The organism is Corallococcus sp. AB032C (genome assembly GCF_003668935.1).
GTDB lineage: Bacteria > Myxococcota > Myxococcia > Myxococcales > Myxococcaceae > Corallococcus > Corallococcus exiguus.
On sequence record NZ_RAWP01000061.1, the window covers coordinates 20,246 to 43,135 of the forward strand.

At 71.4% G+C, this 22,890-nt stretch carries 19 protein-coding genes; 9 read left to right on the forward strand and 10 right to left on the reverse strand.

Annotated features, from left to right (window positions below; genetic code table 11):
- Positions 1-40: 40 nt before the first annotated feature.
- From D7X99_RS24800 to D7X99_RS24815, 4 genes are all read left to right on the forward strand, one after another.
- Positions 41-991 (forward strand): hypothetical protein, encoded by a 951-nt coding sequence (locus tag D7X99_RS24800; RefSeq protein ID WP_120594351.1) that lies wholly within the window; start codon positions 41-43, stop codon positions 989-991.
- Between the two features lie 85 nt (positions 992-1,076).
- Entirely contained in the window at positions 1,077-2,375 is a 1,299-nt protein-coding gene (locus tag D7X99_RS24805; protein WP_121779947.1) for a hypothetical protein, read from the forward strand.
- The gene (locus D7X99_RS24810; protein WP_171805238.1) at positions 2,372-3,649 is read left to right on the forward strand and encodes a hypothetical protein; all 1,278 of its coding nucleotides are present in this window, start codon (positions 2,372-2,374) and stop codon (positions 3,647-3,649) included. Before D7X99_RS24805 ends, D7X99_RS24810 begins: the two co-directional genes overlap by 4 nt.
- The gene (locus D7X99_RS24815) at positions 3,646-4,341 is read left to right on the forward strand and encodes a c-type cytochrome (protein ID WP_121779948.1); all 696 of its coding nucleotides are present in this window, start codon (positions 3,646-3,648) and stop codon (positions 4,339-4,341) included. The genes D7X99_RS24810 and D7X99_RS24815 overlap by 4 nt, the downstream gene beginning before the upstream one ends.
- 24 nt (positions 4,342-4,365) lie before the next feature.
- On the opposite strand, the gene D7X99_RS24820 is transcribed toward D7X99_RS24815, so the two are convergent.
- From D7X99_RS24820 to D7X99_RS24850, 7 genes are all read right to left on the reverse strand, one after another.
- The gene (locus tag D7X99_RS24820) at positions 4,366-5,778 is read right to left on the reverse strand and encodes a ferritin-like domain-containing protein (RefSeq protein WP_121779949.1); all 1,413 of its coding nucleotides are present in this window, start codon (positions 5,776-5,778) and stop codon (positions 4,366-4,368) included.
- 81 nt (positions 5,779-5,859) lie between these two features.
- Positions 5,860-6,765, reverse strand: coding sequence for a ferritin-like domain-containing protein (locus tag D7X99_RS43880; protein WP_233613703.1), 906 nt, complete (start codon positions 6,763-6,765; stop codon positions 5,860-5,862).
- Positions 6,766-7,476: 711 nt separating this feature from the next.
- The gene (locus D7X99_RS24830) at positions 7,477-8,727 is read right to left on the reverse strand and encodes a hydroxymethylglutaryl-CoA synthase family protein (protein WP_121779951.1); all 1,251 of its coding nucleotides are present in this window, start codon (positions 8,725-8,727) and stop codon (positions 7,477-7,479) included.
- Between the two features lie 41 nt (positions 8,728-8,768).
- The gene (locus D7X99_RS24835) at positions 8,769-9,806 is read right to left on the reverse strand and encodes a zinc-binding dehydrogenase (protein ID WP_120577163.1); all 1,038 of its coding nucleotides are present in this window, start codon (positions 9,804-9,806) and stop codon (positions 8,769-8,771) included.
- 46 nt (positions 9,807-9,852) lie between these two features.
- Positions 9,853-10,596, reverse strand: a complete 744-nt coding sequence (locus D7X99_RS24840) for a CoA-transferase subunit beta (RefSeq protein ID WP_121779952.1) — start codon at positions 10,594-10,596, stop codon at positions 9,853-9,855.
- A complete protein-coding gene (locus D7X99_RS24845; protein ID WP_121779953.1) occupies positions 10,596-11,396 on the reverse strand; it encodes a CoA transferase subunit A in 801 nt (266 codons plus the stop codon). The genes D7X99_RS24840 and D7X99_RS24845 overlap by 1 nt, the downstream gene beginning before the upstream one ends.
- Positions 11,393-12,094 (reverse strand): TetR/AcrR family transcriptional regulator, encoded by a 702-nt coding sequence (locus D7X99_RS24850; protein WP_120594357.1) that lies wholly within the window; start codon positions 12,092-12,094, stop codon positions 11,393-11,395. Before D7X99_RS24850 ends, D7X99_RS24845 begins: the two co-directional genes overlap by 4 nt.
- A gap of 199 nt (positions 12,095-12,293) precedes the next feature.
- Between D7X99_RS24850 and D7X99_RS24855 the strand changes: the two genes are divergently transcribed.
- From D7X99_RS24855 to D7X99_RS24875, 5 genes are all read left to right on the forward strand, one after another.
- A complete protein-coding gene (locus tag D7X99_RS24855; RefSeq protein WP_121779954.1) occupies positions 12,294-14,426 on the forward strand; it encodes an ATP-binding protein in 2,133 nt (710 codons plus the stop codon).
- Positions 14,416-15,774 (forward strand): sigma-54 dependent transcriptional regulator, encoded by a 1,359-nt coding sequence (locus tag D7X99_RS24860; RefSeq protein WP_121760543.1) that lies wholly within the window; start codon positions 14,416-14,418, stop codon positions 15,772-15,774. Before D7X99_RS24855 ends, D7X99_RS24860 begins: the two co-directional genes overlap by 11 nt.
- Before the next feature lie 106 nt (positions 15,775-15,880).
- A complete protein-coding gene (locus tag D7X99_RS24865; RefSeq protein ID WP_158627065.1) occupies positions 15,881-17,314 on the forward strand; it encodes a HAMP domain-containing sensor histidine kinase in 1,434 nt (477 codons plus the stop codon).
- A gap of 117 nt (positions 17,315-17,431) precedes the next feature.
- Positions 17,432-17,794: a DNA-binding response regulator gene (locus tag D7X99_RS24870; protein WP_233613706.1), complete on the forward strand. Its 363-nt coding sequence runs from the start codon at positions 17,432-17,434 to the stop codon at positions 17,792-17,794.
- Positions 17,787-18,287: a DUF6232 family protein gene (locus tag D7X99_RS24875; RefSeq protein ID WP_147476251.1), complete on the forward strand. Its 501-nt coding sequence runs from the start codon at positions 17,787-17,789 to the stop codon at positions 18,285-18,287. The genes D7X99_RS24870 and D7X99_RS24875 overlap by 8 nt, the downstream gene beginning before the upstream one ends.
- Here the strand turns inward: D7X99_RS24875 and D7X99_RS24880 are convergent.
- From D7X99_RS24880 to D7X99_RS24890, 3 genes are all read right to left on the reverse strand, one after another.
- Positions 18,238-19,269: an LLM class flavin-dependent oxidoreductase gene (locus tag D7X99_RS24880; protein ID WP_121779958.1), complete on the reverse strand. Its 1,032-nt coding sequence runs from the start codon at positions 19,267-19,269 to the stop codon at positions 18,238-18,240. The two genes, D7X99_RS24875 and D7X99_RS24880, sit on opposite strands and share 50 nt — an antisense overlap.
- 231 nt (positions 19,270-19,500) lie before the next feature.
- Complete coding sequence (locus tag D7X99_RS24885; RefSeq protein WP_121779959.1) at positions 19,501-21,300, reverse strand: diguanylate cyclase; 1,800 nt, start codon at positions 21,298-21,300, stop codon at positions 19,501-19,503.
- A gap of 131 nt (positions 21,301-21,431) precedes the next feature.
- Positions 21,432-22,889 carry a CHASE2 domain-containing protein gene (locus D7X99_RS24890; protein ID WP_121779960.1) on the reverse strand — a complete coding sequence of 486 codons (1,458 nt, stop codon included), beginning with the start codon at positions 22,887-22,889 and terminating at the stop codon, positions 21,432-21,434.
- Between the last annotated feature and the right edge of the window lies 1 nt (position 22,890).

Genomic DNA, 22,890 nt, shown 5'->3' on the forward strand with positions numbered 1-22,890 from the left:
CTGCTTCGTTCATCTCGTTTCGTTCACAAGGAGTGCAACCGTGTTTCATCGTCTGAGTCCGTGGATCCTGGGTGCGGCCCTGCTGGGCATGGCCGGCTGTTCCGATGAAGGGGAGACCGTCGACGCCTGTGTCGACAACAAGGTCCAGAAGGTCTCCGAGAAGGAGCTGTCCAAGCGGTTGAAGGACGGCGCGTACCGCGGCACGTGCGACCTGATGGAGAACCGCGTGTCGTTTGGCGACGGTTACGTGCAGTCCATCATCCACAAGAACGCGGACGGCTCCGTGAAGGCCATTGGCGTCACCGTGGATCAGGCCGCCATGGACACGCTGCCCATGCTGCCCCATCTGCCGACGAACGACGGGCAGACGTGCTGGGACATGAACAACGACGGCGTGACGGACCCGGAGAAGGAGTGCAACGGCGGCCACGAGCGCGTGCTCTGGTTCCCCAAGATGAAGGACGTCCCCTTCCAGTGGATCATGTTCAACTGGCAGGGCCGGGGCCACGGCCCCATCGGCGCGTTCGACAAGGGGCACTTCGACCTGCACTTCTTCATGCAGGACTTCGTGACGCGTAACTTCATCCGCACCGGCCCGTGCGGCGTCTACACGGACTGCAACGACTACGCGAAGGCCATCAAGGATCCGCCGGCGCCCTTCTACCCGACGGGCTTCGAGAACCAGAAGGGCGTGTCCGCGCGCATGGGCAACCACCTGGCGGACATCGCCGAGTCGCCCTTCAACGGCGAGCCCTTCACGCAGGCGTTCGTCTACGGCGCCTACGACGGCCACATCACGTACTTCGAGACCGTCGTCGAGGGCGGCTTCGCCAAGAGCAAGCCCGCCGATGACTGCCGCCCCATCAAGGCGCCTCCGGCGATGGAGGCCTCCGGCCTCTACCCGACGCGCTACTGCTTCCGGTACCGCGAGGACAAGAAGGACTACCTGATGACGCTCGAGGACTTCGAGTACCGCAACGCGCCCAACTAGTCGGTCCCCCCACGCGAGCGGCCGTGCCCCGGAGCGGATCCGGGAGCGGCCGCTCGTTGTTTCCTCTCCGCGCTGGAGCCTCACCGTGAAGAAGACATCCATCCTCCTGTCCTGGAGGCTGCCGCTGCTCCTGTCGTTGTGGGCGGCTCCGGCCGGGGCGCACTGGGGCATGCCCGACGAGGCGAGCAGCATCAGCGTGCGCCGCGGGCACGAGGACGACTGGATCATGGGTGACGCTTCCGGCGCGCTCATCTCCCGCGACCAGGGGACGAACTGGCGGTGGATCTGCCCGGAGGGCATGGGCATCGCCATCTGGCGTCCGGAGCGCTACTTCTGGCTGTCTGGCGGGGCCATCATGGCCGCCACGGGGAGCGCGCTGATCCGCTCCGACGACAGCGGCTGCTCGTGGGCGCCGCATACCTATTTCAAGGACACGTGGGTCACGGGGCTGGCGGTGCACCCGACGGACGAGCGGTTCCTGTACGTCAGCACGGGGCGGCCGTCCCTGAACAACGGGCTGTACCGCTCCGAGGACGGCGGGGAGTCCTGGGTCCAGGCGCTGGCGCCGACGCCGGGCTCCCGCTATTCCGCCATCCGCATCGCCGCGTCGGATCCGCTGCGCCTCTACGCTTCGGGCCAGGACGCGGAAGGACAGTTCCTGGCGCGCAGCGATGACGGCGGGCGCGTCTGGACGCGGCTGCCCCAACCGCTCACCGCGTTGAAGCTCCCGTATGACCTGGTGCTGCTGCGCGTGAGCGACGCGTCACCGGACGTGCTGTGGGCGAAGATCTCCGCCCAGGGGCGCGACTGGCTGCTCAAGAGCACGGACGGTGGCGTCACGCTGACGTCGGTGATGGACACCTACGAGCGCATCTCCAGCGTGGAGGCGTCCCCGGACGGGAGCACGGTCTGGGTCTCCACGACGACCCGCCTCTTCCGGGGGCAGGATGACGGGCCCTTCACGGAGCTCGCGGAGCCGAACGGGAACGCCTGCGCGCTGAAGCGGAACGGGACGCTCTATGGCTGTGGTTCGGGTTGGACGGGCGGCTGGGCGTTGGCGAAGAGCGCGGACGAGGGCACGACCTGGGAGCCGATGTTCAAGCTCGGAGATGTGCAGGGCGCGCACCTCTGTCCCGCCGCGACGCCCGTGCAGCAGCGGTGCCCGGCCCTGTGGCCGCAGCTGGCGCAGCTCTACGGCGCGGCTCCGGACGGGGGCGTGGGGCCCACGCAGGACGCCGGCCCTTCCGAGCAGCCCGTGGCGCCAGCGTCCCCGGATGGCTGCGCCGCGTCGCCGGGCCTGGTGCCGGGCGCGCTCCTGGTGCTCGCGACGGTGTGGGGGCGCCGTTCCCGAAGGGACCCGCTGGCGCGGAGCCGCAGGTCATGACGGTCTCACTGGCTCGTACGAAGCGCGCTGTCGGGGCGCGGTCCTGGCTGCTGCTCGCCCTGTCGGTGGGCGTGCTCGGGGCCTGTGGTGAGACGGACACGGGACCGCTCCATGTGCCGGAGCTGGAGTACGGCGTCGAAGCGCCGTGGCCGGTGTCCGCGCCGCTGCCGCCCGTGGGGCCCGCCGGACGGCTGATCATCACCAACAACCTGGAGGACACCCTCAGCCTGTTGGACCTGGACGGGATGGAGTCTCCCACCTGGGGAGAGCTGGCGCGCGTCCCGGTGGGGCTCAACCCGGTGGAGCTGGAGGGGCCGCACCACTCGGCCGTCTCGCCGGAGAGTGACTTCTATTACGTGGGCATCTCCAACTACGTGCCCGGCTCCGGCTCCGGACCGCACGGGACGCATGGTTCGGGGAAGGCGGATGGCTACTGCCTCAAACTGGACGCGACCACCCACGCCGTCGTGGGCTCCGCGCGCGTGGATCCCAACCCGGGCGACGTCATCCTCAGCGCGGACGGGCGGACGCTCTTCCAGACGCACTTCGACCTGCTGAAGATCGCGGAGGTGGCCCGGAGGGGAGGCACGGAGGCGGAGATGGATTCACGGATGGCCATCCTCGACGCGCGGACGATGACGCGCATGGCGATGGTGCCCGTCTGTCCCGCGCCCCACGCGGTCCGGCTGTCACTGGATGGGCGCCGTGCCTACGTCGCCTGCTGGTCGGACGAAGTGGCCATCGTGGACCTGGAGCAGGCGGACCACCCGGTGCGCCGCGTGAAGGTGGCGGCCAACACCGGCACGGCCGTGCGCCCCCTTCATCAGCCCTATGCGCTCACGGTGTCGCCCACGACGGGGGCGGTGTGGGTCAGCTCGCTCGCGAGCCGCGCGGTGCAGTACCTGGATCCGGAGACGCTCACGATGGATCCCCAGCGCACGGTGTGGCTGCAGGGCGCGCCGATGTTCGGTGCCTTCACGTCCGACGGACGCACGCTCTACATGCCGTACCAGTCGGTGGACTCCATCGCCATCATCGATGCAGCCCATCCGGAGGCGGTGCCCGGGGAGATTCCGCTGTCGCCCAGCGGCTGCCTCAACGTGCACCAGTTGATGCTGACGCCGGATGAGCGCCATGCGCTCGTGGTCTGCGAGGGCGACCACGTGGGGCCGGGCACGCTCCACGTCGTGTCGTTGGAGGAGCGGCGGGTGGTGAAGACGGTCCAGGTGGGGCTCTTCCCTGACTCGGTGGCGCTGCTGAGGAGCCGGCCATGAGGTGGCTCTGGGTGCTGGGCGCGCTGCTGGCGGGCTGTGGCGGCGCGACGCCCGCGGCGGAGTTCGGTGAGACGCTGTTCCAGGATGCCCGGCTGTCGGACAGCCAGTTCAACAGCTTCTCCTGCGCGACCTGCCACGCCACGAGCGCCACGCCCGATCCGGACCGGATGCTCGCGGGCTACCCGCTGGAGAACGTGGCGTTCCGCCAGACGTGGTGGGGCGGCTACGAGACGGACCTGCTGAGCGCGGTGAACTTCTGCTACCTGGGCTTCATGCGCGGCGTGTCCCCCCTCACGCGGGAGGACCCCAAGGCGCGGGCCCTGTACGAATACCTGGTGCGGATCAGCCCGGCCGCGGACGCACCCGCGCTGCCCTTCACGGTGGTGAAGGACATCCAGGACGTGCCGGCTGGTGATGCCGGAAGGGGAGGCGCCGTGTACCGCGCCGCCTGCCAGACGTGCCATGGGGCCACGCACACAGGGGAGGGGCGGCTGACGACGTTCGCGTCGGTGTTGCCGGAAGTGACGGACGACTACGACGCGCTCTTCCCCGGCGTTTCACGGCGGCTCGTGGTCATCGAGAAGCTGCGTCATGGCAACTTCTTCGGCGTCGGCGGCACCATGCCGCTCTACAGCCGGGAGGCCCTGTCGGACGAGGACCTGGCGGCGGTGCTCACCTTCCTGGGGTTGTGAGCCGGAAGGAGAGCACGGGGCGTCTCAGGTCCAGAGCGACTGCTCCAGCGAGTCCAGCAGCGCCGCGGCGACTTCGGGCGATGGCAGCCCGGCATCGGCGGTGAGCTCGGCGTCCAGCGGGACGGCCACCTCCGCGCGCAGCACCGCGATGGCCTGCCGCCGGGCCTCGTGGAGGGAGGCTCGCGCTTCGGTGGACAGGCCGGGCATGGCCCATGCGTCGATGTCCCAGGACAGGCCCGCGTGCCGGGTCTCGTCGTCGGCGATGCACGCCATGGCTTCACGGATCTCCGGGTCGCGCGCTTGCAGCGCCTGATGGTGTGCCACCAGCGCGCCGTAGGTCTCCCGCACGCAGCCCTCCACGGTGTTGTCGAGCAGTACTTCGCTCAAGGGCCGCAGCGGCAGGGAGGTGACGGCCGGAGGCACCGGCGTGGCGCCGAAACGGTGGGCCAGCCGCAGGGTGACTTCGGTGTGCCGCACCTCGTCCTCCGCGCTGGCGAGCGCCGCGTCCTGCAACTCACCGCTCGCGCCATGCAGGGCCAGTTCATCGCGCAGGCGCAGGAAGGCATGGATGGCGGCGGCCTCCAGCCGGGCTGCGTTCGCGAAGTAGCCGCCCCTGGCGTCCTCGCAGTCCCCAGCCCGGCCGCGCTGGAGTCCCACGGGCCTGCGGCCTACGACGCAGTCGGGCGTGCCTTCCTTGAGAGGGAACGTGCCTTCCTCCGTCACGACACCGGACGGCGTGACCTTCAGGTCGTGCCGGGTTTCGTACACGTTCGTTTCACAGTCGTAGTCTTGGATGCTGACGACGCTGAAGGTCCCGTCCGGAAGGGCCCGCACCTTCCCGCGCTCGTAGGCAGGGTGGCTGCACAGGGCGTAGCCCGAGGCGTAGGCCAGGAGCGCGGCCTCCTCCGGGGTGTCGATGCCGCCGAGCAGGGCCCGGACGGCGTCCGCGGTTGTGTACGTCGTCACCTCGTCGCCGCGGGTCGTGACGAGGAAGCTCTTGAAGCACTCGATGCTGTAACCACAAATCCTCGGGAAGCCTTGAGCGATGCTCAGCGCATCGAGCTGGTCCAGGCACGCCTGGGGATCCGTCGCCGTCGCGCAGGGTTCGCCCTCCGACGAAATGAGCTGGGCGTCCGGGGGCGAAGAGGGAGGGTACCGGTGGATGATGGTTCGCAGCTGGAGCACATCCGGAGCCGGGGCAATCGTCAATCCGGTGAGGACTGGCAAGCCGTTCACGCAGGAGACGTCCGAGTGCTGGCTCAGGTCGATGGGTTCGGGCTTCGTGGGCCCTGGCTTCGAGGGCTCTGGCTTCGTGGGCTCTGGCTTCGGCGAAGGCTCCACGACGGGTTCTCCCTGACATCCCGTGAGCAGCAGGGGCGTGGCCAGAGAGACCCGCAGAGCACGGGAGAAGAGAAGCCGCAGCCGATCCACGTTCATGGTTCCCTCAAGGGCGATGCGCGGCCACCGGGCCCGCTCCACTTGGACACGCGACCCCGGTGGTTTGGGACATGGCCCGGCTCAGGCCCAGAGTTCCTGCTCCAGCGAGTCCAACAACGCCAGTGCCACCTCCGGTGAAGGCAGCCCGGCCTCCGCGGAGAGGCGCGCGTCCAGCGGCACGGTCATCTCCGCGCGAAGCACGGCCAGGGCCTGGCGCCGGGCCTCCCGAAGGGCGGAGCGGTCCTCCTCGGACAGCCTGGGCGCGGCCCATGCGTCGATGTCCCAGGACAGGCCCGCGTGGCGCGTTTCATCCTCGGCGATTTGAACCATGGCCTCGCGGATCTCCGCGTCCTCCGCGTGCAGCGCCTGATGGTGGGCCAGCAGCGCGCTGTAGGTCTCCCGCACGCACCCCTCCACGACGTTGTCGAGCAGCACCTCGCGCAAGGACCTCAACGGCACGTCGGCCACGGAGGGCACGGGAGGCACGGCCCCGAAGCGCAGCGCGATCCGGGTGGTCACCTCCGCGTGCCGGACCTCGTCCTCCGCGCTGGCGAGCGCCGCGTCCTGCAAGTCGGAGCCCGCGCCGTACAGCGCCAACTCCTCGCGCATCCGGAGGAAGGCATGGACGGACGCGGCCTCCAGCCGGGCGGCATTGGCGAACCAGGCGCCCCGGGCGTCCTCGCAGTCCTCAGCCTGTGCCTCCTGGAGTCCCACGGGCCTTCTGCCGGGATAGCAGCCCGTATCGCCGATCTTGACCCTGAAGGATTTGTACTCGACCACTTCTCCCGAGGACGAGATCCGCACCGGCTTCCGAGACAACCATTCCTGCTTCTCGTCACAATCATGGCCCTGCTCCACCAGGACCGTGAAGCCCTCGTCGGGATTGACGCCGACCGATGACGGGAACTCGGTGGAGGGGCAGACAGCGTGGCCGGCCGCGAAGGCCAGGAGTGCGGCCTCCTCCTCCCGGTCGATGGTGCCCAGCACCTGCCTGATCGAATCCCTCGTCCTGTAGCTCCTCACGTCATCGCCCCGGGTGGTCACCACGTAATGGGCAGTACACGTCGAAAGGGCGCCGCCAAGACACTCACCTCCAAAGCCTTCCATGCCTCCGTTGTCCTGCGACTGGAGGGCTTCCCCACAGGCCTCCTTGTTGACGGCCGTCTCGCAAGCGTTTCCCGTGGTGAAGACGGACTGGAAGCCAGGGATTCGCTTCCGCTCGACACGGACTGGCTGCCCTCCACCAGGTCGCCGGGGCTGTGACGTGTCGGCGACGAACTCCCAGGTGTACGAATGCCGCCTCAACTCGACGAAGTCCGGCACAGGCACCATCCACGCCCTGTCGATCCCGGGGACGGCGTTGAAGAAGGGGTACCCCTCCCTCGGAGGAGCCTCCACGCACCGGATCCGTCGGTAGTTCGTCGCCAGCCGGCCAGCGGGCACGTCCGGCTTTACGTGCCGTTCGCCGTGGCAACCGGCAATCACAAGCGGCGTGGCCAGTGATGCCTTCAAGGCCCTGGCGAACAACCGCCGCAATCGCTCCGCATTCAATGGCAACCTCCGTGTCGGCAGCCCGGCCTCTGCGCTGTCCACAAACCCTATCAAGCCGGTTCGGCAACGTGCCAAGGAAAGGCAGACGGGCGATGCACGCCGCGAAGCGCGCATCGCCCGTGGGACTTCACATCAACAGCGCAGGCCTTACGCCCCCGCGTACTTGCGGCGGAACTCGTGGATCTCCGCCAGCCGGAACGTGCCCGGCTCCGGGGCAATCGCCTCCGGCGCGTCGTAGGGCAGGTTCATCAGCCGCTCGTACTCCTCCACCGACACGCGCTCGCGCTTCGCCAGCACCGTGTCCAGGTCCGCGCGGGCCATGCGCTCCGCGGCCTTCTCACCCACGACACCGGTGTAGAACTCCGCGCAGGAACCGCTGCCGTAGGACAACAGGCCAATCCGCTGGCCCGCCAGCGCCGCGCCCTCCGCGTGCAGCTGGCCCGCGAGCGCCAGGTACAGCGACGCCGTGTAGACGTTGCCCACCCGCGCGTTCAGCCCCAGCGACTTCGCCACCTGCGCGTCGTAGCTGGCCTGCGACTTCGCCGCCTCGTCGCGCGCCTCGGGCGTGGCCGGCCCGTTGGCCGAGTCCTCCAGGTCGCACAGCCGCACCTGCGCGTGCGCCTTGCGCGCCATCTTGCAGAAGGGCACGTGGTAGAGGATGCGCGCCAGCTGCTCGCTGGGCAGCTTCGAGTCCCACCGCACCAGCCCCTGCTCCATGGCGCGCTCTCGCCAGCCCCGGTACGCGCCCGCCATGGCGTCCAGGTAGCAGGTGATGGAGTAGTGCCCGTCCACCAGCGCCTCGCGCCGGCCCACCGGCCGCCAGAAGTCGTACACGTCCGCGGTGCTCACGCCGTTGAGCCCCACGTCCACCGCCAGCAGGTCCGGCGTCTCCGACACCAGCAGCGCCACCGCGCCGCCGCCCTGCGTGGGCTCGCCCGCCGTCTTCAGGCCGTAGCGCGCGATGTCCGTGCACACCACCAGCGCGGAGCGGCCCGCCGCCGCGCCGGACGCAATCCACTCCACCGCCGCCATCAGACCCGCCGTGCCGCCGTAGCACGCGTGCTGCGAGTCGAACGTGCGCATGCCGCGCGGCAGCTTCAGCAGGCCGTGCACGTGCGACGCGATGGGCTTGGAATGGTCAACGCCCGTCTCCGTGCCCACCACCAGCATGCCCAGCTTGGAGGTGTCCACGCCCTGCTGCTGGATGAGCCGAGCGGCCGCCGTGGCCGCCAGCGACACGGAGTCCTCGCCCGGGTCGTTGACCGCCATCTCCTTCGCGCCCAGGCCCGCGGTGAACTTCGCCGGGTCCACGCCGCGCGCCCGCGCCAGGTCCTCGATGTCCACGTACCGCCGGGGGACCGCCACCGCCAGCGCTTCGATTCCAACCCGCTTCTTCATGGGGAACTCCTCAAGTCAAAAGGTCGCGAATCCAGACGGCCTCACGCCGCCGGGGGCACCAGCACCAGCCGGCCCGCCACTTCCCGGTTCTCCAGCCGGAAGTGCGCGCGGCCCGCGTCCGCCAGCGCCACCTCTTCCGACACGAAGGGACGGACGAGGCCCTTGGCCGTCAGCCGCAGCGACTCGTCCAGCTCCTCGCGCGTGGTCGCGTACGCGCCAAGAATCTCCAGCTCCTTCACGATGACCAGGCCCGGGTTGAGGTTCACCACCCCGGACTCCAGGTTGCCCACCACCACCACGCGTCCACCGGGCGCCATGGCCTTGAGCGTCTGATCAAAGGTGGCGCTGCCGACGATCTCCACCGCCACGTCCACACCCTGGCCCTGCGTGCGCTTGCGCGCCTCCGACCCGAAGTCCAGGCCGCGCGAGACAATCACCTCGTCCGCGCCGGCCTCCTTGAGGGCCGAGACCTTCGCCTCTCCGGACGTGATGGCGATGACACGCGCCCCGTCCACCTTGGCCAGCTGCACGGCCGCCAGGCCCACGCCGCCGCTGGCGCCGGTGATGAGGACCGTCTCACCGGCCTTCACCTTCGCCCGCGTGCGCAGCGTGTGCACGGCGGTGCCCAGGGTGCAGCACACCGTCGCGGCCACCGCCCAGGGCAGGTCGGACGGCACGCGGCCGAGGCCTCGCACCGGGGCCACCATGAACTGCGCGTAGCCGCCCTGGAGCTCCTCGCCGAAGAAGCGATTGTCCGTCTTGCACAGGCTGTTGCGGCCGGAGAGGCACAGCGCGCACTCGCCGCAGGACATGCGCTGCAGCGTCGCCGCGCGGTCGCCCACCTTCCAGCCCACCGTGTCCGGGCCCACCTCCACCACCTCGCCCGCGGCCTCGTGCCCCAGGATGGCGGGTACGTGCGTGCGGGGCAGGTTGCCGCGGCGGTTGATGACGTCGTGGTAGCAGACGCCGCACGCGTGGACCTTCAGCAGCACCTCGCCCTTGCCCGGCCGGGGCACCGGCACGGTCTCCAGACGCAGGTTCTCTGCACTCCCGAACTGGCGAAGAACGACGGCTTCCATGCGGTGCCTCTTTTCCGTGTTGCTTGAAGATTGGGGGAGATGTGCTTCAGCCGCCGACGAGCGCGTCGCGCAGGTTGCGGGGGTCCAGCGCACGGATGGCCGACACCGTGCGCGCGTCCGGAAGGGAGGTGACGGGCAGCGCGTCCGGCACCGCGAACTCGAAGCCGGTCCGCTCTGCGATGCCGTCCACCGTGGCCCAGGGGTGACGCGCCAACAGCCGCGCCCCACGGGGTCCGCCCAGCTCATACGTGCCCAGGTCGGAGATGAGCCGCACCGGACGGCTGGGGTCGCGCGTCGTGGCCACCTGGACCTGGGGGACGAGGTTGCGGCGCGACTGCCGGGGCACCAGCAGCACCGGGTTCTTCACCCACTGGCGCAGCGTGGCCGCGCCAGCGACGCCGGGGAACTTGGTGCGCGGCTTCTCCAAGGTGCCGGACGCCGACATGTTGGTGCGGCCCGCCGGATCCACCTCGGCCGCGCCGAAGAACACGGTGTCCACCCGGCCGCGCCGGGCGTGGTCGAACAGGTCCGCGATGCTCACCTCCGCGGATCGGCCGTCCAGGTAGCGCAGGTCCTCGGACGACGGGTACAGCTCCGGCAGCTCAGGGTCCAACGAACCGACGCACGCCAGGTACGTCAGCCCCGGCGCATGCGTGGCCCTGGCCACCGCGATGGCCAGGATGACCAGCGGCGACGCCACGCCCGTGGCCACCACCGAGCCGTCTTCAATCTCCCGCGCCAGCAGCGACACCACCGCCTCCGCGGGCGTCGCGTCCACCGTCGTCGTCATCATGCCGCGCTCCGGGTCGCGCGCAGCGACATGAGGAAGCCTTTCGCGTCGCCCGCATCCGCCGCGGCCAGGTAGGCCGCGAGCATCGCGTCGTCATGCGGGTACTTGCCCAGACAGCCCGTGGGCAGCGCACCGCCGGGGGCGAGCACCACGCGCTCCACCTGGAAGGCGGGGATGGTGACGCGCGACAGCTTCGGCACGCGCTCCTCCACCGTGGCGATGATCCGCTTCGCCGCGCCCGCGACGAGCAGGTCCGTGGTGGGGTCTTCAATCAGCAGGTTGCCCTTGTCGTCCGCCGCCCGAGCGTGGATGAGCGCCACGTCCGGGTAGTACGCGGGCTCCACCGGCACGCGGCGGCCCGTGAACGGATCCTCCACCGTGCGCGGCGCGTCCACCTCCGCCAGCTCCGACACGTCCGCGTCCGGCGCGGGGATGAAGGGCAGCCCCATGGACGCCGCGCGCAGCCGCTGCACCACGCGGTAGCCGTCGTGCTCGCGCCATTCGATTTCGCCCGCCTCGATGGCCCGCTTGAGGCAGGGCAGGGGACGCACGCGGTTCTCCAGCACCAGCGCGCCGAAGGGCAGCTCCACGCGCTTGAGGCACCCGCCCGCGACCAGGAACTCCGCCGGCAACGGGTTGGGCAGGGAGATGAGCTGCAGGCCGCGCTTCTCCTGCGCCACCAGCTCCAGCACCAACGCCATGGGCGCGCGGCCCAGCATGAACCCGCCGGCCGCGATCGACGCGCCGTCCGGGATGGAGGCCACCGCCTCCGACAGGGAACTCCAACGGGCGCGGTTCACTGGGGCTCTCCTCCAGAACCGGAGCTGGAACCGGAAGCGGCGCGCGGCACCATGCGCAGCGCGGGCGCGTCTTCAGCCGAAGGGGCCGGGGCGCTCACGGCCGAAGCGGCGGAGGGAAAGAGCAGCTCCACCATGCCGTCGGCGATCTGCTCCTCGGTGAGGCGCCCGTCCGGTTTGAACCACTTGTAGACCCAGAGGATCATCCCCAGGAACGAGAACGCCGCCACCGTGGGGTCCACCACGCCGCGCAGGCGGCCCAGGCGGTTGGCCTCCGCGAACGCATCCTCCAGGAAGCGCACGTAGCGCTTCTTGCGCCGGTCGATGTACTCGCGAGCTTCACCGGTGAGCGTGGCGTGCTCGTGGAGGATGATGATGACCTCCTTGCTGCGGCCGCTCGTCACCAGGTGGATGTTCTGCCGCATGCACTGGCGCAGCCGCTCCACCGGATCCGCCACGTCCTGAACGGGCCCGAGGACCTGCTCCTCGAACACGTCCATGCCGTAGTTCATGATGGCGAAGAGCAGCTGCTCCTTGTTCTGGATGTGGTGGTAGAGCCCCGCCTTGGTCATCCGGCACGCGGCGGCGATCTCCTGCATCGACGTGCCCTCGTAGCCGCGCTCGCAGATGAGCCGCGCCGCCGTCTCCAGGATGGCCCTGTACCGCTCGCCCTCGTCCGGTTTGCGCCCCGTGGGTGTCATGCGTGCCTTCCCTTGCCGGCCTGCTTGCTCCCGCCGGGCTGAAACCACCTACCGACCGGTAGGTCACTTCACCTACCGACCGGTAGGTAGCACTCGGCAACGCGCTTCGTCAACGGGCAAGTACCGGAGGGCTGGTGGGACAAATGCTTTTGGAAACAAGGACTTGGGACCACCCAACGGGTTAGGTTGCGGGCCTCCCATGCGGTCCACGCTCCTGCCCATCCTCCTCTTGTGCGCCGCGCTGGCGAGCGTGGGGGTGGGGGTCTGGACCCTGGTGAAGCGCAGCCGGACGACCCTGGTGGAGCAGTTCGCGGGGGACCGGCAGAAGCAGTTGGACGAGGCCGTGGGCGGCGTCACGGACTCGCTGGAGGAGGTGGGCAAGAACCTGCGCTTCGCCGGTGAGCTGATGTCCCAGCCGGGGACCCTGGCGGAGCACCGGCGGGAGCTGCGCGCGCTGCTGGAGGCAGTGGGTCAGTACAAGGCCATCGCGGCGTACGACGGCGACGGCGCGGAGCGGCTGCTGCTGTTGGATCGCAAGCCGGACGCGCAGGTGTCGCGCGAGGGGCTGGTGGCGGAGATGGCCGACACGGCGCGCCGCGCGTTGCAGCGTCCGCCGGGCGACCTCACCACGTCGCCCAGCCTGGACGCGGCCAACGGCGGCTGGCTGCGCATCCTGGCCACGGCGCTGCCCGCGACGGACGGCAAGCCCGAGGGCGCGGTGGCGGTGCTGGTGGACACGGAGTCGTTCTTCGCGCCGCTGCGCATCGTCACGTCGGACCTGGAGGCTCGGATGCTGCTCGTGGGCACGCACGGCCAGCCCACGCCCGCGAGCGACCCGGCCCTGACGGAGTGGTTCGGCCGCGCGAGCCAGAAGGACTCGGGCGTGCCGGGCTTCGCGTTCCTGGTGTCCCGGCTGAAGGCGGGCGCGCGCGGCATGCTGCCCCTGTCCGAACTGGAGGCGGAGCGGCTGGGGCTGGGGCGCGCGGAGGTGGTGGCCGTCTACACGCCCATCCGCATGCGCGGCGGCAGTCACTGGGCGGTGGCGACGCTGGTGTCCACCGCGGCGCTGCGTTCGCATGAGCAGTCGCTGGTGGTGCGGCTGTTGGGCGCGGGCGCGCTGGTGGCGTTCTTCCTGGTGGCCTTCGCGGTGTACGTGGTGCTGGCGCGGCGGCGCGCGGTGGCGCTGATGGAGAGCCGCCGGCACGCGGCCCAGCTCGCCGCGCTCCATGATCGGACGCGGAAGATCCTCGACCATCTGCCCACGGGCGTCCTCGCGCTGACGGAGGACGGGCGGATCAGCGCCGTCAACCAGGCCCTGCGCTCGCGCGTGCCCGGCAATGTGACAGGTGCTCCGCTGGCGTCCGCGTTTCCCGGGGCGCCGGAGCCGGTGGTGGAGCGGCTGTCAGCGTTGGTGGCGTCCGCGCGGCGGGAGGACCGGCCGCTGAGCCTGTTGGGCGAACCGCTGGCGCTCTTCGGTGAAGAGGGCACGTACAACCTGCACGCGGTGCCGCTGACCGCGGAGGATCCGAAGGAGGAGACGCGCGCGCTGCTGGTGGTGGAGGACCTGAGCGACGTGCGCGCGCTGGAGACGCAGCTGTTGCGCGCGGAGAAGCTGGCCACGGTGGGCGTGCTGGCGGCGGGCATCGCGCATGAGATCGGCACGCCGCTGGGCGTGGTGCGCGGCCGGGCGGAGTACGTGCAGAGCAAGCTGGGTCCGTCGCATCCTCAAGGGCCGGGGCTGGGCGTCATCGTCGAGCAGATCGACCGGGTGAGCCGCACGCTGCGCCAGCTGCTGGACTTCTCCCGCCTGCAGCCCGCGATGGTGCGGCCGGTGGCGCTGGGGCCGCTCGCCCGGAGCGTGCACGAGCTGTTGCAGGTGGAGGCGGAGCGGCGGCGGGTGAGCTTGAGCGTGGACGTGCCGGAGTCGGTGCCGGCGCTGGCGGCCGACTCGGATCAGCTCCAGCAGGTGCTGCTCAACCTCACGCTCAACGCCTGCGATGCGTGCAGCGAGGGCGGCACGGTGGAGGTCTCGGCTTCCGCGCTGGCGGGCCCGGAGGAAGGCACGTGGGGCCTGGTCGCGCTCACCGTGCGCGACGACGGGTGCGGGATTCCCAAGGAGCGCCTCAACCAGGTGTTTGATCCGTTCTTCACCACGAAGAAGCGTGGTCAGGGCACGGGGCTGGGGCTGACGATGGTGGCCCACGTCGTGCGCAACCACGGCGGACGGGTGGAGCTGGAGAGCACGCCGGGGCAGGGCACCCGCGTCACCGTGCTGTGGCCGGTGGCGCGCGCTGTCCCAGAGGAACGAAATGCCGAGCGACTTGCCGTCTGACGCGCGCATCCTCGTGGTGGACGACCACGTGGAGATGGGGCGCATGCTCCAGGAGCCGCTGGCCGACGCGGGCTGGACGGTGGACCTGGCCACCGGAGGGCAGGAGGCGCTGACGCTCATCCGCTCGCGCGTGTACGACGCGGTGCTGACCGACCTGCGCATGGAGAAGGTGGACGGCCTGGACGTGCTGGACGCCGCCCGCGCGGTGGACCCGGAGCTGCCCGTGCTGCTGATGACGGCCTTCGGCGGCGTGGAGAGCGCGGTGGAGGCGATGCGCCGGGGCGCGTACCACTACTTCACCAAGCCCTTCCGCCTGGACGAGGTGCGGCTGTACCTGGGCCGCGCGCTGGAGGACCGCCGGCTGCGCGCGGAGCACCGTGCGCTGAAGCAGGCGTCGCAGGAGCGCTCCGGCCTGGGCGCGCTGGTGGGCAAGAGCGCGCCCATGCGCGGGCTGTACGAACTCATCGACCGGGTGGCGCACGCGGCGGCCCCGGTGCTGCTCCGGGGCGAGAGCGGCAGCGGCAAGGAGCTGGTGGCCCGCGCGCTCCATGTCGAGGGCCCTCGCGCGTCCAACCCCTTCGTGGCCGTCAACTGCACCGCGCTACCGGGGCCGCTGCTGGAGAGCGAGCTGTTCGGCCACGTGAAGGGCGCCTTCACCGGAGCCACGTCCGTGCGGCGCGGCCTGTTCGTGGAGGCGCACGGCGGCACGTTGTTCCTGGACGAGATTGGCGACATGCCCACGGAGCTCCAGGCGCGGCTGTTGCGCATCCTGGAGGACGGCGAGGTGCGCGCGGTGGGCTCGGACGCCAGCCGCACGGTGGATGTTCGCGTGGTGGCCGCCACGCACCAGGACCTGGAGGCGCGCGTGAGGGAAGGGCGCTTCCGCGCGGACCTCTTCTACCGGCTCAACGTCGTCACGCTGCGGGTGCCCTCGCTGAAGGAGCGCCGGGAGGACATCCCGCAGCTGGTGGAGCACTTCACCGCCCGCTCTCGAGCGCGCAACCCGCGCTCCCGCGTGACGTCGCTGTCACCGGAGGTGGTGGCCGCGCTGGGTGCCATGCCCTGGCCGGGCAATGTGCGCGAGCTGGAGAACCTGGTGGAGCGGCTGGTGGTGCTCGTCCCTCGGGAGACGGTGACGCTGGAGGACCTGCGGCCCCACGCGCCGGTGCCCTCGGCGGAGGAGGCCACGCCCTTCGCCCAGGCTCGGGAGGGCGTGTGGACCCTGCGCAAATTGGAGGGGGAGTACATCCACTGGATGGTCCAGCACTGCGGCGGGAACAAGACCCGCGCCGCGGAGCTGCTGGGCATCGATGTGTCCACCATCCATCGCCGCGAGCGGGAGCGGTGAGCGGGCTGTCTCCTCGCGCGGGCTGACAGCCGGGCGGCCGGACGAACGTCCGTGAAAGAGCCTTCGCCGGGTTGCCGCACGGGCAGCGGGGGCCCATGGAATGGGCATGCCCACGCCTCGCCCCGCCGGGACCGAAGTGTCGTGGAAGCTGCTCTTCCTCGCCTTCGCCGCCGTCGTGGGCAGCTTCTTCGTGACCAGTTGGATCGTCCAGCGATCGTCCGGGGTCATCAGCGATCTCTCCAATAAGATCATCTACAACTCTGCGCCGAGCATCGAGCACCTCGCGCTCGTCCGCAGGGCCGTGCTGGAGGCCGAGCTGGTCCTCGCCCGGTTCATCAATGAGCCGACGCACCGGGGGGAGCTGGACCGGGAGCTGGAGACGGCCCTGTCGGAGGCGAGGGCGGGCATCAGCGAGTACCTGGACCTGACGGCGCTCCCGGGCGAGCAGGCGGTGAGGCGGGACGTGCAGGAGTCCTGGTCGCGCTTCGAAGCCGCGGTCAAGCAGGCCCGCACGGACGCGGCATCCATGCGGGAGGGGGCGGAGGGGGCGCTGTTCGAACAACAAGTCGAACCTCCGGGCCGGCACCTCCTTGAGGACATCACGCGCTCCATCGAATGGAACGCGGTCCGGGGACGGGAGCTGGCGGAGCGCATCCGTGAAGCGCGCCGCGAAGCCGTGTGGCTGAGCACGAGCCTCCACGCCGTGTGCGGCATCCTGGCCGGGGTCGTGGCGTGGTTGCTCCATCGCGAACTGCAAGGACGCCGCGCGCTCGCGGACGCGCACACGAAGTTCGTCGAAGCGCGAGCGGAGGAGCTGGAGCAGTTCGCGGGCCGCGTCGCGCACGACATCCGCAACCCGCTGTCATCGGCCCGGATGGCCGCCGAGCTCGGCTTGCGCAAGTCCCCGGATGAATCCTCCCGCGCGCCCTTCAAGCGCGTCATCCGGAGCCTCTCGCGGGCGGATGCCATCACTGGCGCGCTCCTGGACTTCGCCCGCTCCGGAGCCCGGCCGGATCCCGGTGCCCGGGCCGAACCCCGGGCGATCATCGCCGACCTGCTGGGCGGCTTCGCGGCGGAGACGGAGCAGGCCGGCATCGAGCTGCGTCACGAGCCCGTTCCGCCGGTCCTGGTGGCTTGCAGCACCGGCGTCTACCTGAGCCTGCTCGGCAACCTGATCCGCAACGCCATCAAGTACATGGGCGATGCGACGACCCGGCGGGTCACCCTCCGCGTGGAGGACACGGGGGCCTTCATTCGCACCCGCGTCAGCGACACGGGGCCGGGCATCACGCCGGAGCTCCTGCCCTCCCTGTTCGAGCCGTACTTCCGCGTCAAGGGGAGCAGCGCCATCGCCGAAGGGCTCGGGCTGGGGCTCGCGACCGTCAAGAAGCTGGTGGAAGGGCACGGGGGCCGGGTGGGTGTCACGTCCACGCGCGGGAAGGGGAGCACGTTCTGGTTCGAGCTTCCGCGGGCGGGCTCCTCCTCCTGGGACGTCCCCCCGCCGCCGCACGACGCTCCAGGCACGAGCCCCCTGAACTAGGCCCGCGTGGCAATCCGCCAGCCCCCCGTGGCGGATTGCCACGGTCCACGGGTGATCACTCGGTGGCCCAGGGGGACGGTGGTTCCGGCATGTAGCTTGCTGTGACGTGGGACCGTGGTGTCCCTGCGCACAACCCGGGCCTTGCTGCTCGGTGCGGATGAGTCCCTGGCCTCGCTTCTGGCGGACGTGCTGGGCGACCTGGGCATCGCCCTGTTTCTGGACGCGGGGGACGCGGCCCGGCCGGACCTGGTGCTGGCGCACGTGGAGCGCGGGGAGGCCATCCTCCCGGTGATGACGCGCGCGCGGGACTGCGCCGCCGCCGCGCCCGTCGTCGTCCTCCTGCCCTTCGCGGACGAGCGCCTGGTGTCCCACGCCCTGTGTCAGGGGGCCCGGGCATGTTTCGCGCTGGGCAGCCCGCTCGATGAGCTTCGCGCCCTCCTGCGCTCGCACTTTCCTCTGTTGGAGACCACCCATGGGTGAACCGATGGCCGTCGTCACCGTGCTGCGTCCCGTTGTCCCCTTGCGTGAAGTGGAGCGCCGACCGGTGGCTCCGGTGTCGGACGCGGGGGAGCCCTCCCTCTTCCAGGCCGGCCAGGTCCGCGTCACCGCCGAGCGGCTCGTCGTGGGTGGCCAGAGCTGGGCGCTGCGCGACGTTATCCGGGTGGAGACCTCGCGCCGCACCCCGAAGGTGTGGCCCTACCTGCTCGCGGTGGGGCTGGCCGGGGCGCTGGGGCTGCCGCTGCTGTCCTGGCTGTCCGTCAGCGTGACGGCGCTGAGGGGCGCGTACGAGGCGGGGCTCGTCCTCACCGCCCTGGGCCTCTTCACGTCCATGGCCGCGCTGCTCGTCGTGGAGGACACCCACTACCTGGTGCTGGGGCTGCCGGGCGGCTCGCGCCGCGTCTTCGGCAGCCACGACGCCCAGCTCATCGCACGGCTTGCGGGGACGGTGCGGGCCGCGTGTCAGCGGCCGTGAGCTGCTCGCGCACCCGCGCGACGATCTCATAGGAGCGCAGCCTCGCGGCGTGGTCGAAAATCTGCGCGGTCACCATCAGCTCGTCGGCCCCCGTCTGCTCCAGGAGGGACTGGAGGCCGTCGCGCACGCTGTCCGGTGAGCCCACCACGGTGCACGCCAGCATGTGTTCGATCTCCGCCAGCTCCATCTCGTTGAGCTGACCGTCCATGCTGTCCACCGGCGGCAAGAGCGGGCCCGGCCGGCCCCGGCGCAGGTTGATGAAGGCCTGGAGCAGCGACGTGAAGAGGCGCTGCCCCTCCTTGTCCGTGTCCGCGGCGAAGACGTTCACGCCGATCATCGCGTACGGCTTCTGGAGCACGTCCGACGGGCGGAACTGCGTGCGGTACAGGTGCAGCGCGCTCATCATCTGCGCGGGCGCGAAGTGCGACGCGAACGCGAAGGGCAACCCCAGGGCCGCGGCCAGCTGCGCGCTGAAGGTGCTGGAGCCCAACAGCCACAGCGGCACGTGCAGGCCCGCGCCCGGCACCGCGCGCACGGCCTGCCCCGGCGTGGGGTCCTTGAAGTAGTTCTGCAGCTCCACCACGTCCTGCGGGAAGCTGTCCGCGCCCCCCAGGCCGCGGCGCAGGGCGGCGGAGGTGCGCTGATCCGTCCCCGGCGCGCGGCCCAGGCCCAGGTCGATGCGGCCGGGGTAGAGCGTCTCCAGGGTGCCGAACTGCTCCGCGATGATGAGCGGCGCGTGGTTGGGCAGCATGACGCCGCCCGCGCCCACGCGAATCGTCTTCGTGCCCCCCGCCACGTACCCGATGACCACCGACGTGGCCGCGCTGGCGATGCCCGTCATGTTGTGGTGCTCGGCCAGCCAGAAGCGCTTGTAGCCCAGGCCTTCCGCGTGGCGGGCCAGGTCCAGGCTGTTGTGGAGGGCGAGGCCGGCGTCGCCCCCGGAGATGACGGGGGACAGGTCGAGGACGGAGAAGGGGATCATCGGGGGGACCCTCGCGCCACGGGGGGCGGAAAAGCCCTTCGATAGCCAGGGCCCCTTGGGTTTTCACGCCATTGACGCACCGCTCGGGCGCTCGGGCCCTCCGGACTGCCAGGCGGAGGCCATCCCACCCATCAGCCTGGCTTGTCGCCAGGCGCGCCCGGGGGGGCCAATGCCTTCGAAGCTGTCCGACTGTCGGACAGGTTTGCGGGCGGTCGCGCCCGGGGGCTGCTTTCAGTCGTGCTTGGAGGCTGGCTTCGGCTCCGACTTCGCTCGAACCAGCGCGGCGTGCGCGCGGTCCAGGGTGCCGTGTGGATCCTCCTCGCCCTGCACCGTCACGGCGATGGACACGCACGCGGGCTGGCCGGGCACGTCATGGAGCTGCTGGCGCGCGGCCTCCGCGCCCACGGCGTCCGCCCCGGGCAGCGCGAGCAGGAGGGTGTCCCCCGTCCAGCGCACCACGAAGCCCGGTGGAGGACAGAGGCCCTCCGCGCGCCGGGCCAGCTCGCGCAGCGCCGCGTCGCCCGCGTCGTAGCCGCGCGTGCGGTTGACGGCGCCCAGCTCCACCAGGTCCACCAGGAGCAGGCTGGTGGGCAGGCCCTCGCGGCGGCAGCGGCCAATCTCCTTGGCCAGCCGCTCCTCGCCCACGCGCCGGGTGTCCAGCCCCGTGAGCGCGTCCTGGCGCAACAGCCGCTCGCGCTTGCCCTTCAGGTCGGCGCCGATGCCCAGGTCCATCAGCGACAGGAGCTGCGCGATGCCACCGGGCACCAGGAAGGGCCTCGCCACCCAGCGCACCACGCGCGGACGGGGCCGCTCCAGCGACAGCGTCAGGTGCAGCCCGCGCGAGCTCTCCGCCGCCAGGTCCAGCTGCCGCAGCGTGCCGCCGGGGTCCGCGGTCAGGCTCGCGATGTGCTGGCACAGCGAATCGAAGGCCATGCCCGACAGCCGGTCCTCCGGCAGTCCCAGGAACTCCGCCAGCGCCGCGTTGGCGGCGAAGGGCTTGCGGCCCGGCGCCACCACCAGCACCGGCACCTCCAGGGCGCTCACCGCCTCGCGCACCAGCGCCAGCGCCGCCGCCTCGTTGAGCACCGGCTCCGCCGCACGCCGGGGATGCGGCAATGCGGGGGCCGCCCGTCCCCGCGCCGCGGTGTGCTCCAGGTTCTCCGCCACGCGGCCCGCCAGCTCCCGCAGCGCCGCCAGGTCCTCCGGGCCCAGCATCAGCGGACGCGTGTCGATGACGCACAGCGAGCCCAGCACGTCCCCACTGGAGGTGATGAGCGGCGCGCCCGCGTAGCTGCCGACGATGCCGTCCCGCACCAGCGGGTTGTCCCGGAACACCGGGTGGCGCGTGGCGTCCGGCACCACCAGTGCTTCGCGGCCCTGCACCACGTGGTGGCAGAAGGACCAGTCGCGCGGCGTGCCCCGGTCCTTCGCGAGCGCCGGGGGCAGCCCCACGTGCGCCTTGAACCACTGCTTGTCCCCCAGCACCAGCGTCAGCAGCGCGACGGGCACCCCGAAGGCCTGCGCCACCTCCGTCACCAGCTCCTGAAGCTCCTTGTCGGGCAGGTTCGGGTCCACCAGCTTCAACTCGTCGATGCGCGCGAGCCGCCGCTTCTCATCGTCCGTGTTGAGCTCCAGCTGGCCGTGGCCCGCGAGCTGGCCCGCGAGCGCGCGCCGCACGCCGTCGCGCATCGCCTCCGGCCCCGCGCGCCGGCTGAGCAGCGCGTGGATGCCCAGCGCGTCCTTGAGCTGCCACGCGCGCACGCGCAGCTCGTCGAACGCCGTCACCACCATCACCGCGGTGTGGCGCGCATCCGAGCGGCCTCGCAGCCACGCCAGCAACGCGAACCCATCCACCCGGGGCAGCGCCAGGTCCGTCACCAGCAGCGTGGGCGAGCCGCGCTGGCGCACCAGCTCCTGGGCCTCCGCGCCATCGCGCGCCACCACGCCCTCCAGCCCCTCTTGTTGCGCGAGCGCGATCAGTCCCGCGGCACGGTGGCGATCCGGTTCGGCGATGAGGGCGTAGCGAGGCATGTCGGTCCGCTCATGCTGCCACGCGTGTCGCCGTTGCGTACCCTGGCCCTTTGTCCAAGTGAGGGCCGCCCGTCCATGGGCACGACGGTGCAGGGCGCCCTCGTGGGTTTCCACGATCGCGGGCGCCTGGGTCAGGACCGGGGCTCTCCCGGCCGCGAGCGTGAGGCGTCCGGGGCCGCTCCGGCGTCGCGCGCTTCGGAAGGCGAGAGGGCCGTCTCCCGGGGGAAGCGGCCGAACAGGCGCTTGAGGGCGCCGCTCTGCCGCTGGAGGTCCTCGGTGCGCGCCACGGCCTCCGCCAACGTCACCAGCCCCACGCCCACGACGGCGGGCAGGAGCGGCACGACCCAGCCCGGGTCCGCCAGGAGCCAGCCCACGAACACCGTGTGCATGACGACGAGCACCGAGGCCTGGGCCACCACCGCGCCCAGGCTCCTCGCGCGGCCCCTGCGCCACAGGAGCAGGGCCAGCACCAGCGCGGTCTCCACCAGTCCCAGGAGCTCCGCGGGACGGGTGGATCGCAGCACCCTGCCGGTGCGCAGGTTGTCCAACGCGAAGGCGTGGATCTCCACGCCCGGCACCGCGAGCTGGCCGGGCAGGGTGCTCTGGCCGTGCAGCCCCGTGGCGGTGACGCCCACGAACACCGTCTTCTCCCGGAGCGCCAGGTCCAGCCCCACCGAGGACGGCCCCGCGGACAGCACGTCCGCCAGGCTCACGCGCGGCAGCCAGTCCGGAGAGGGCAGCCGCATCAGGGGCGCGCCGTCGTCGGTGGACGCCACGCGCAGGAGCGCCTCCGAGCGCTCCGGCCACAGGCGCAGCGCCGTCGCCAGCGCGAGCGAGGGCCACGCCTTGCCACCCACCCGCACCGCGTAGGGATAGCGCCGGATGACGCCGTCCGCGTCCGGCAGCACGTTCAGCATCCCGCTGCCCCAGGCCGCCAGCCGCAGCGGGGCCAGGTTCGTGGACAGCCCCATCGCGCCCAGCCGCAGCCGGTCCGCGTCCAGGGGCACCGGCGTCAGCGGATCTCCCGGCACGGGCACGCCGCCGGTGTCCTCCTCCAGCGCCATGCTGCCCAGGATGACGGTGCCCACCCCGGAGAAGGCCTCCGTGAGCCGCGCGTCGCCGTCCTGCGCGTGCAGCCTCGCCTCCAGGTCGTGGGCCAGCGAGGCGCCCGCGGGCGTGTCCGCGAGCCCCGTCGCGCGCAGGCGCTCCAGCACGTCCTCGCCCAGGTCCAGCGCGTCGCGGGACTCCGGCGCGTCGAAGAGGACGTCCACCACCACCGCGTTGGGACGGTATGCCGCCAGCGCCTGGAAGGCCTTCGCCCAGGTGGCGCGCGACAGCGGCCAGCGCTCGCCCAGCGCCGCGAGCGCGCGGTCGTCCACCTCCACCAGCACCAGCTCCGCGGTGGGAGGCAGCGGCGGCAAGAGCCGGCTCACCGCGAAGTCGTACAGGGCCCGCTCTCCCGGGCCCGGCGCGCCGCCCGTCACCGCCGTGCCCACCGCGAGCAGCAGGCCCACGCCCACGCCCAGCCACCGAGGCAGGGCGGGGGAGGACAGCCACGAGGACCTGGGACCGCGAGCTGGCAGCGTCATC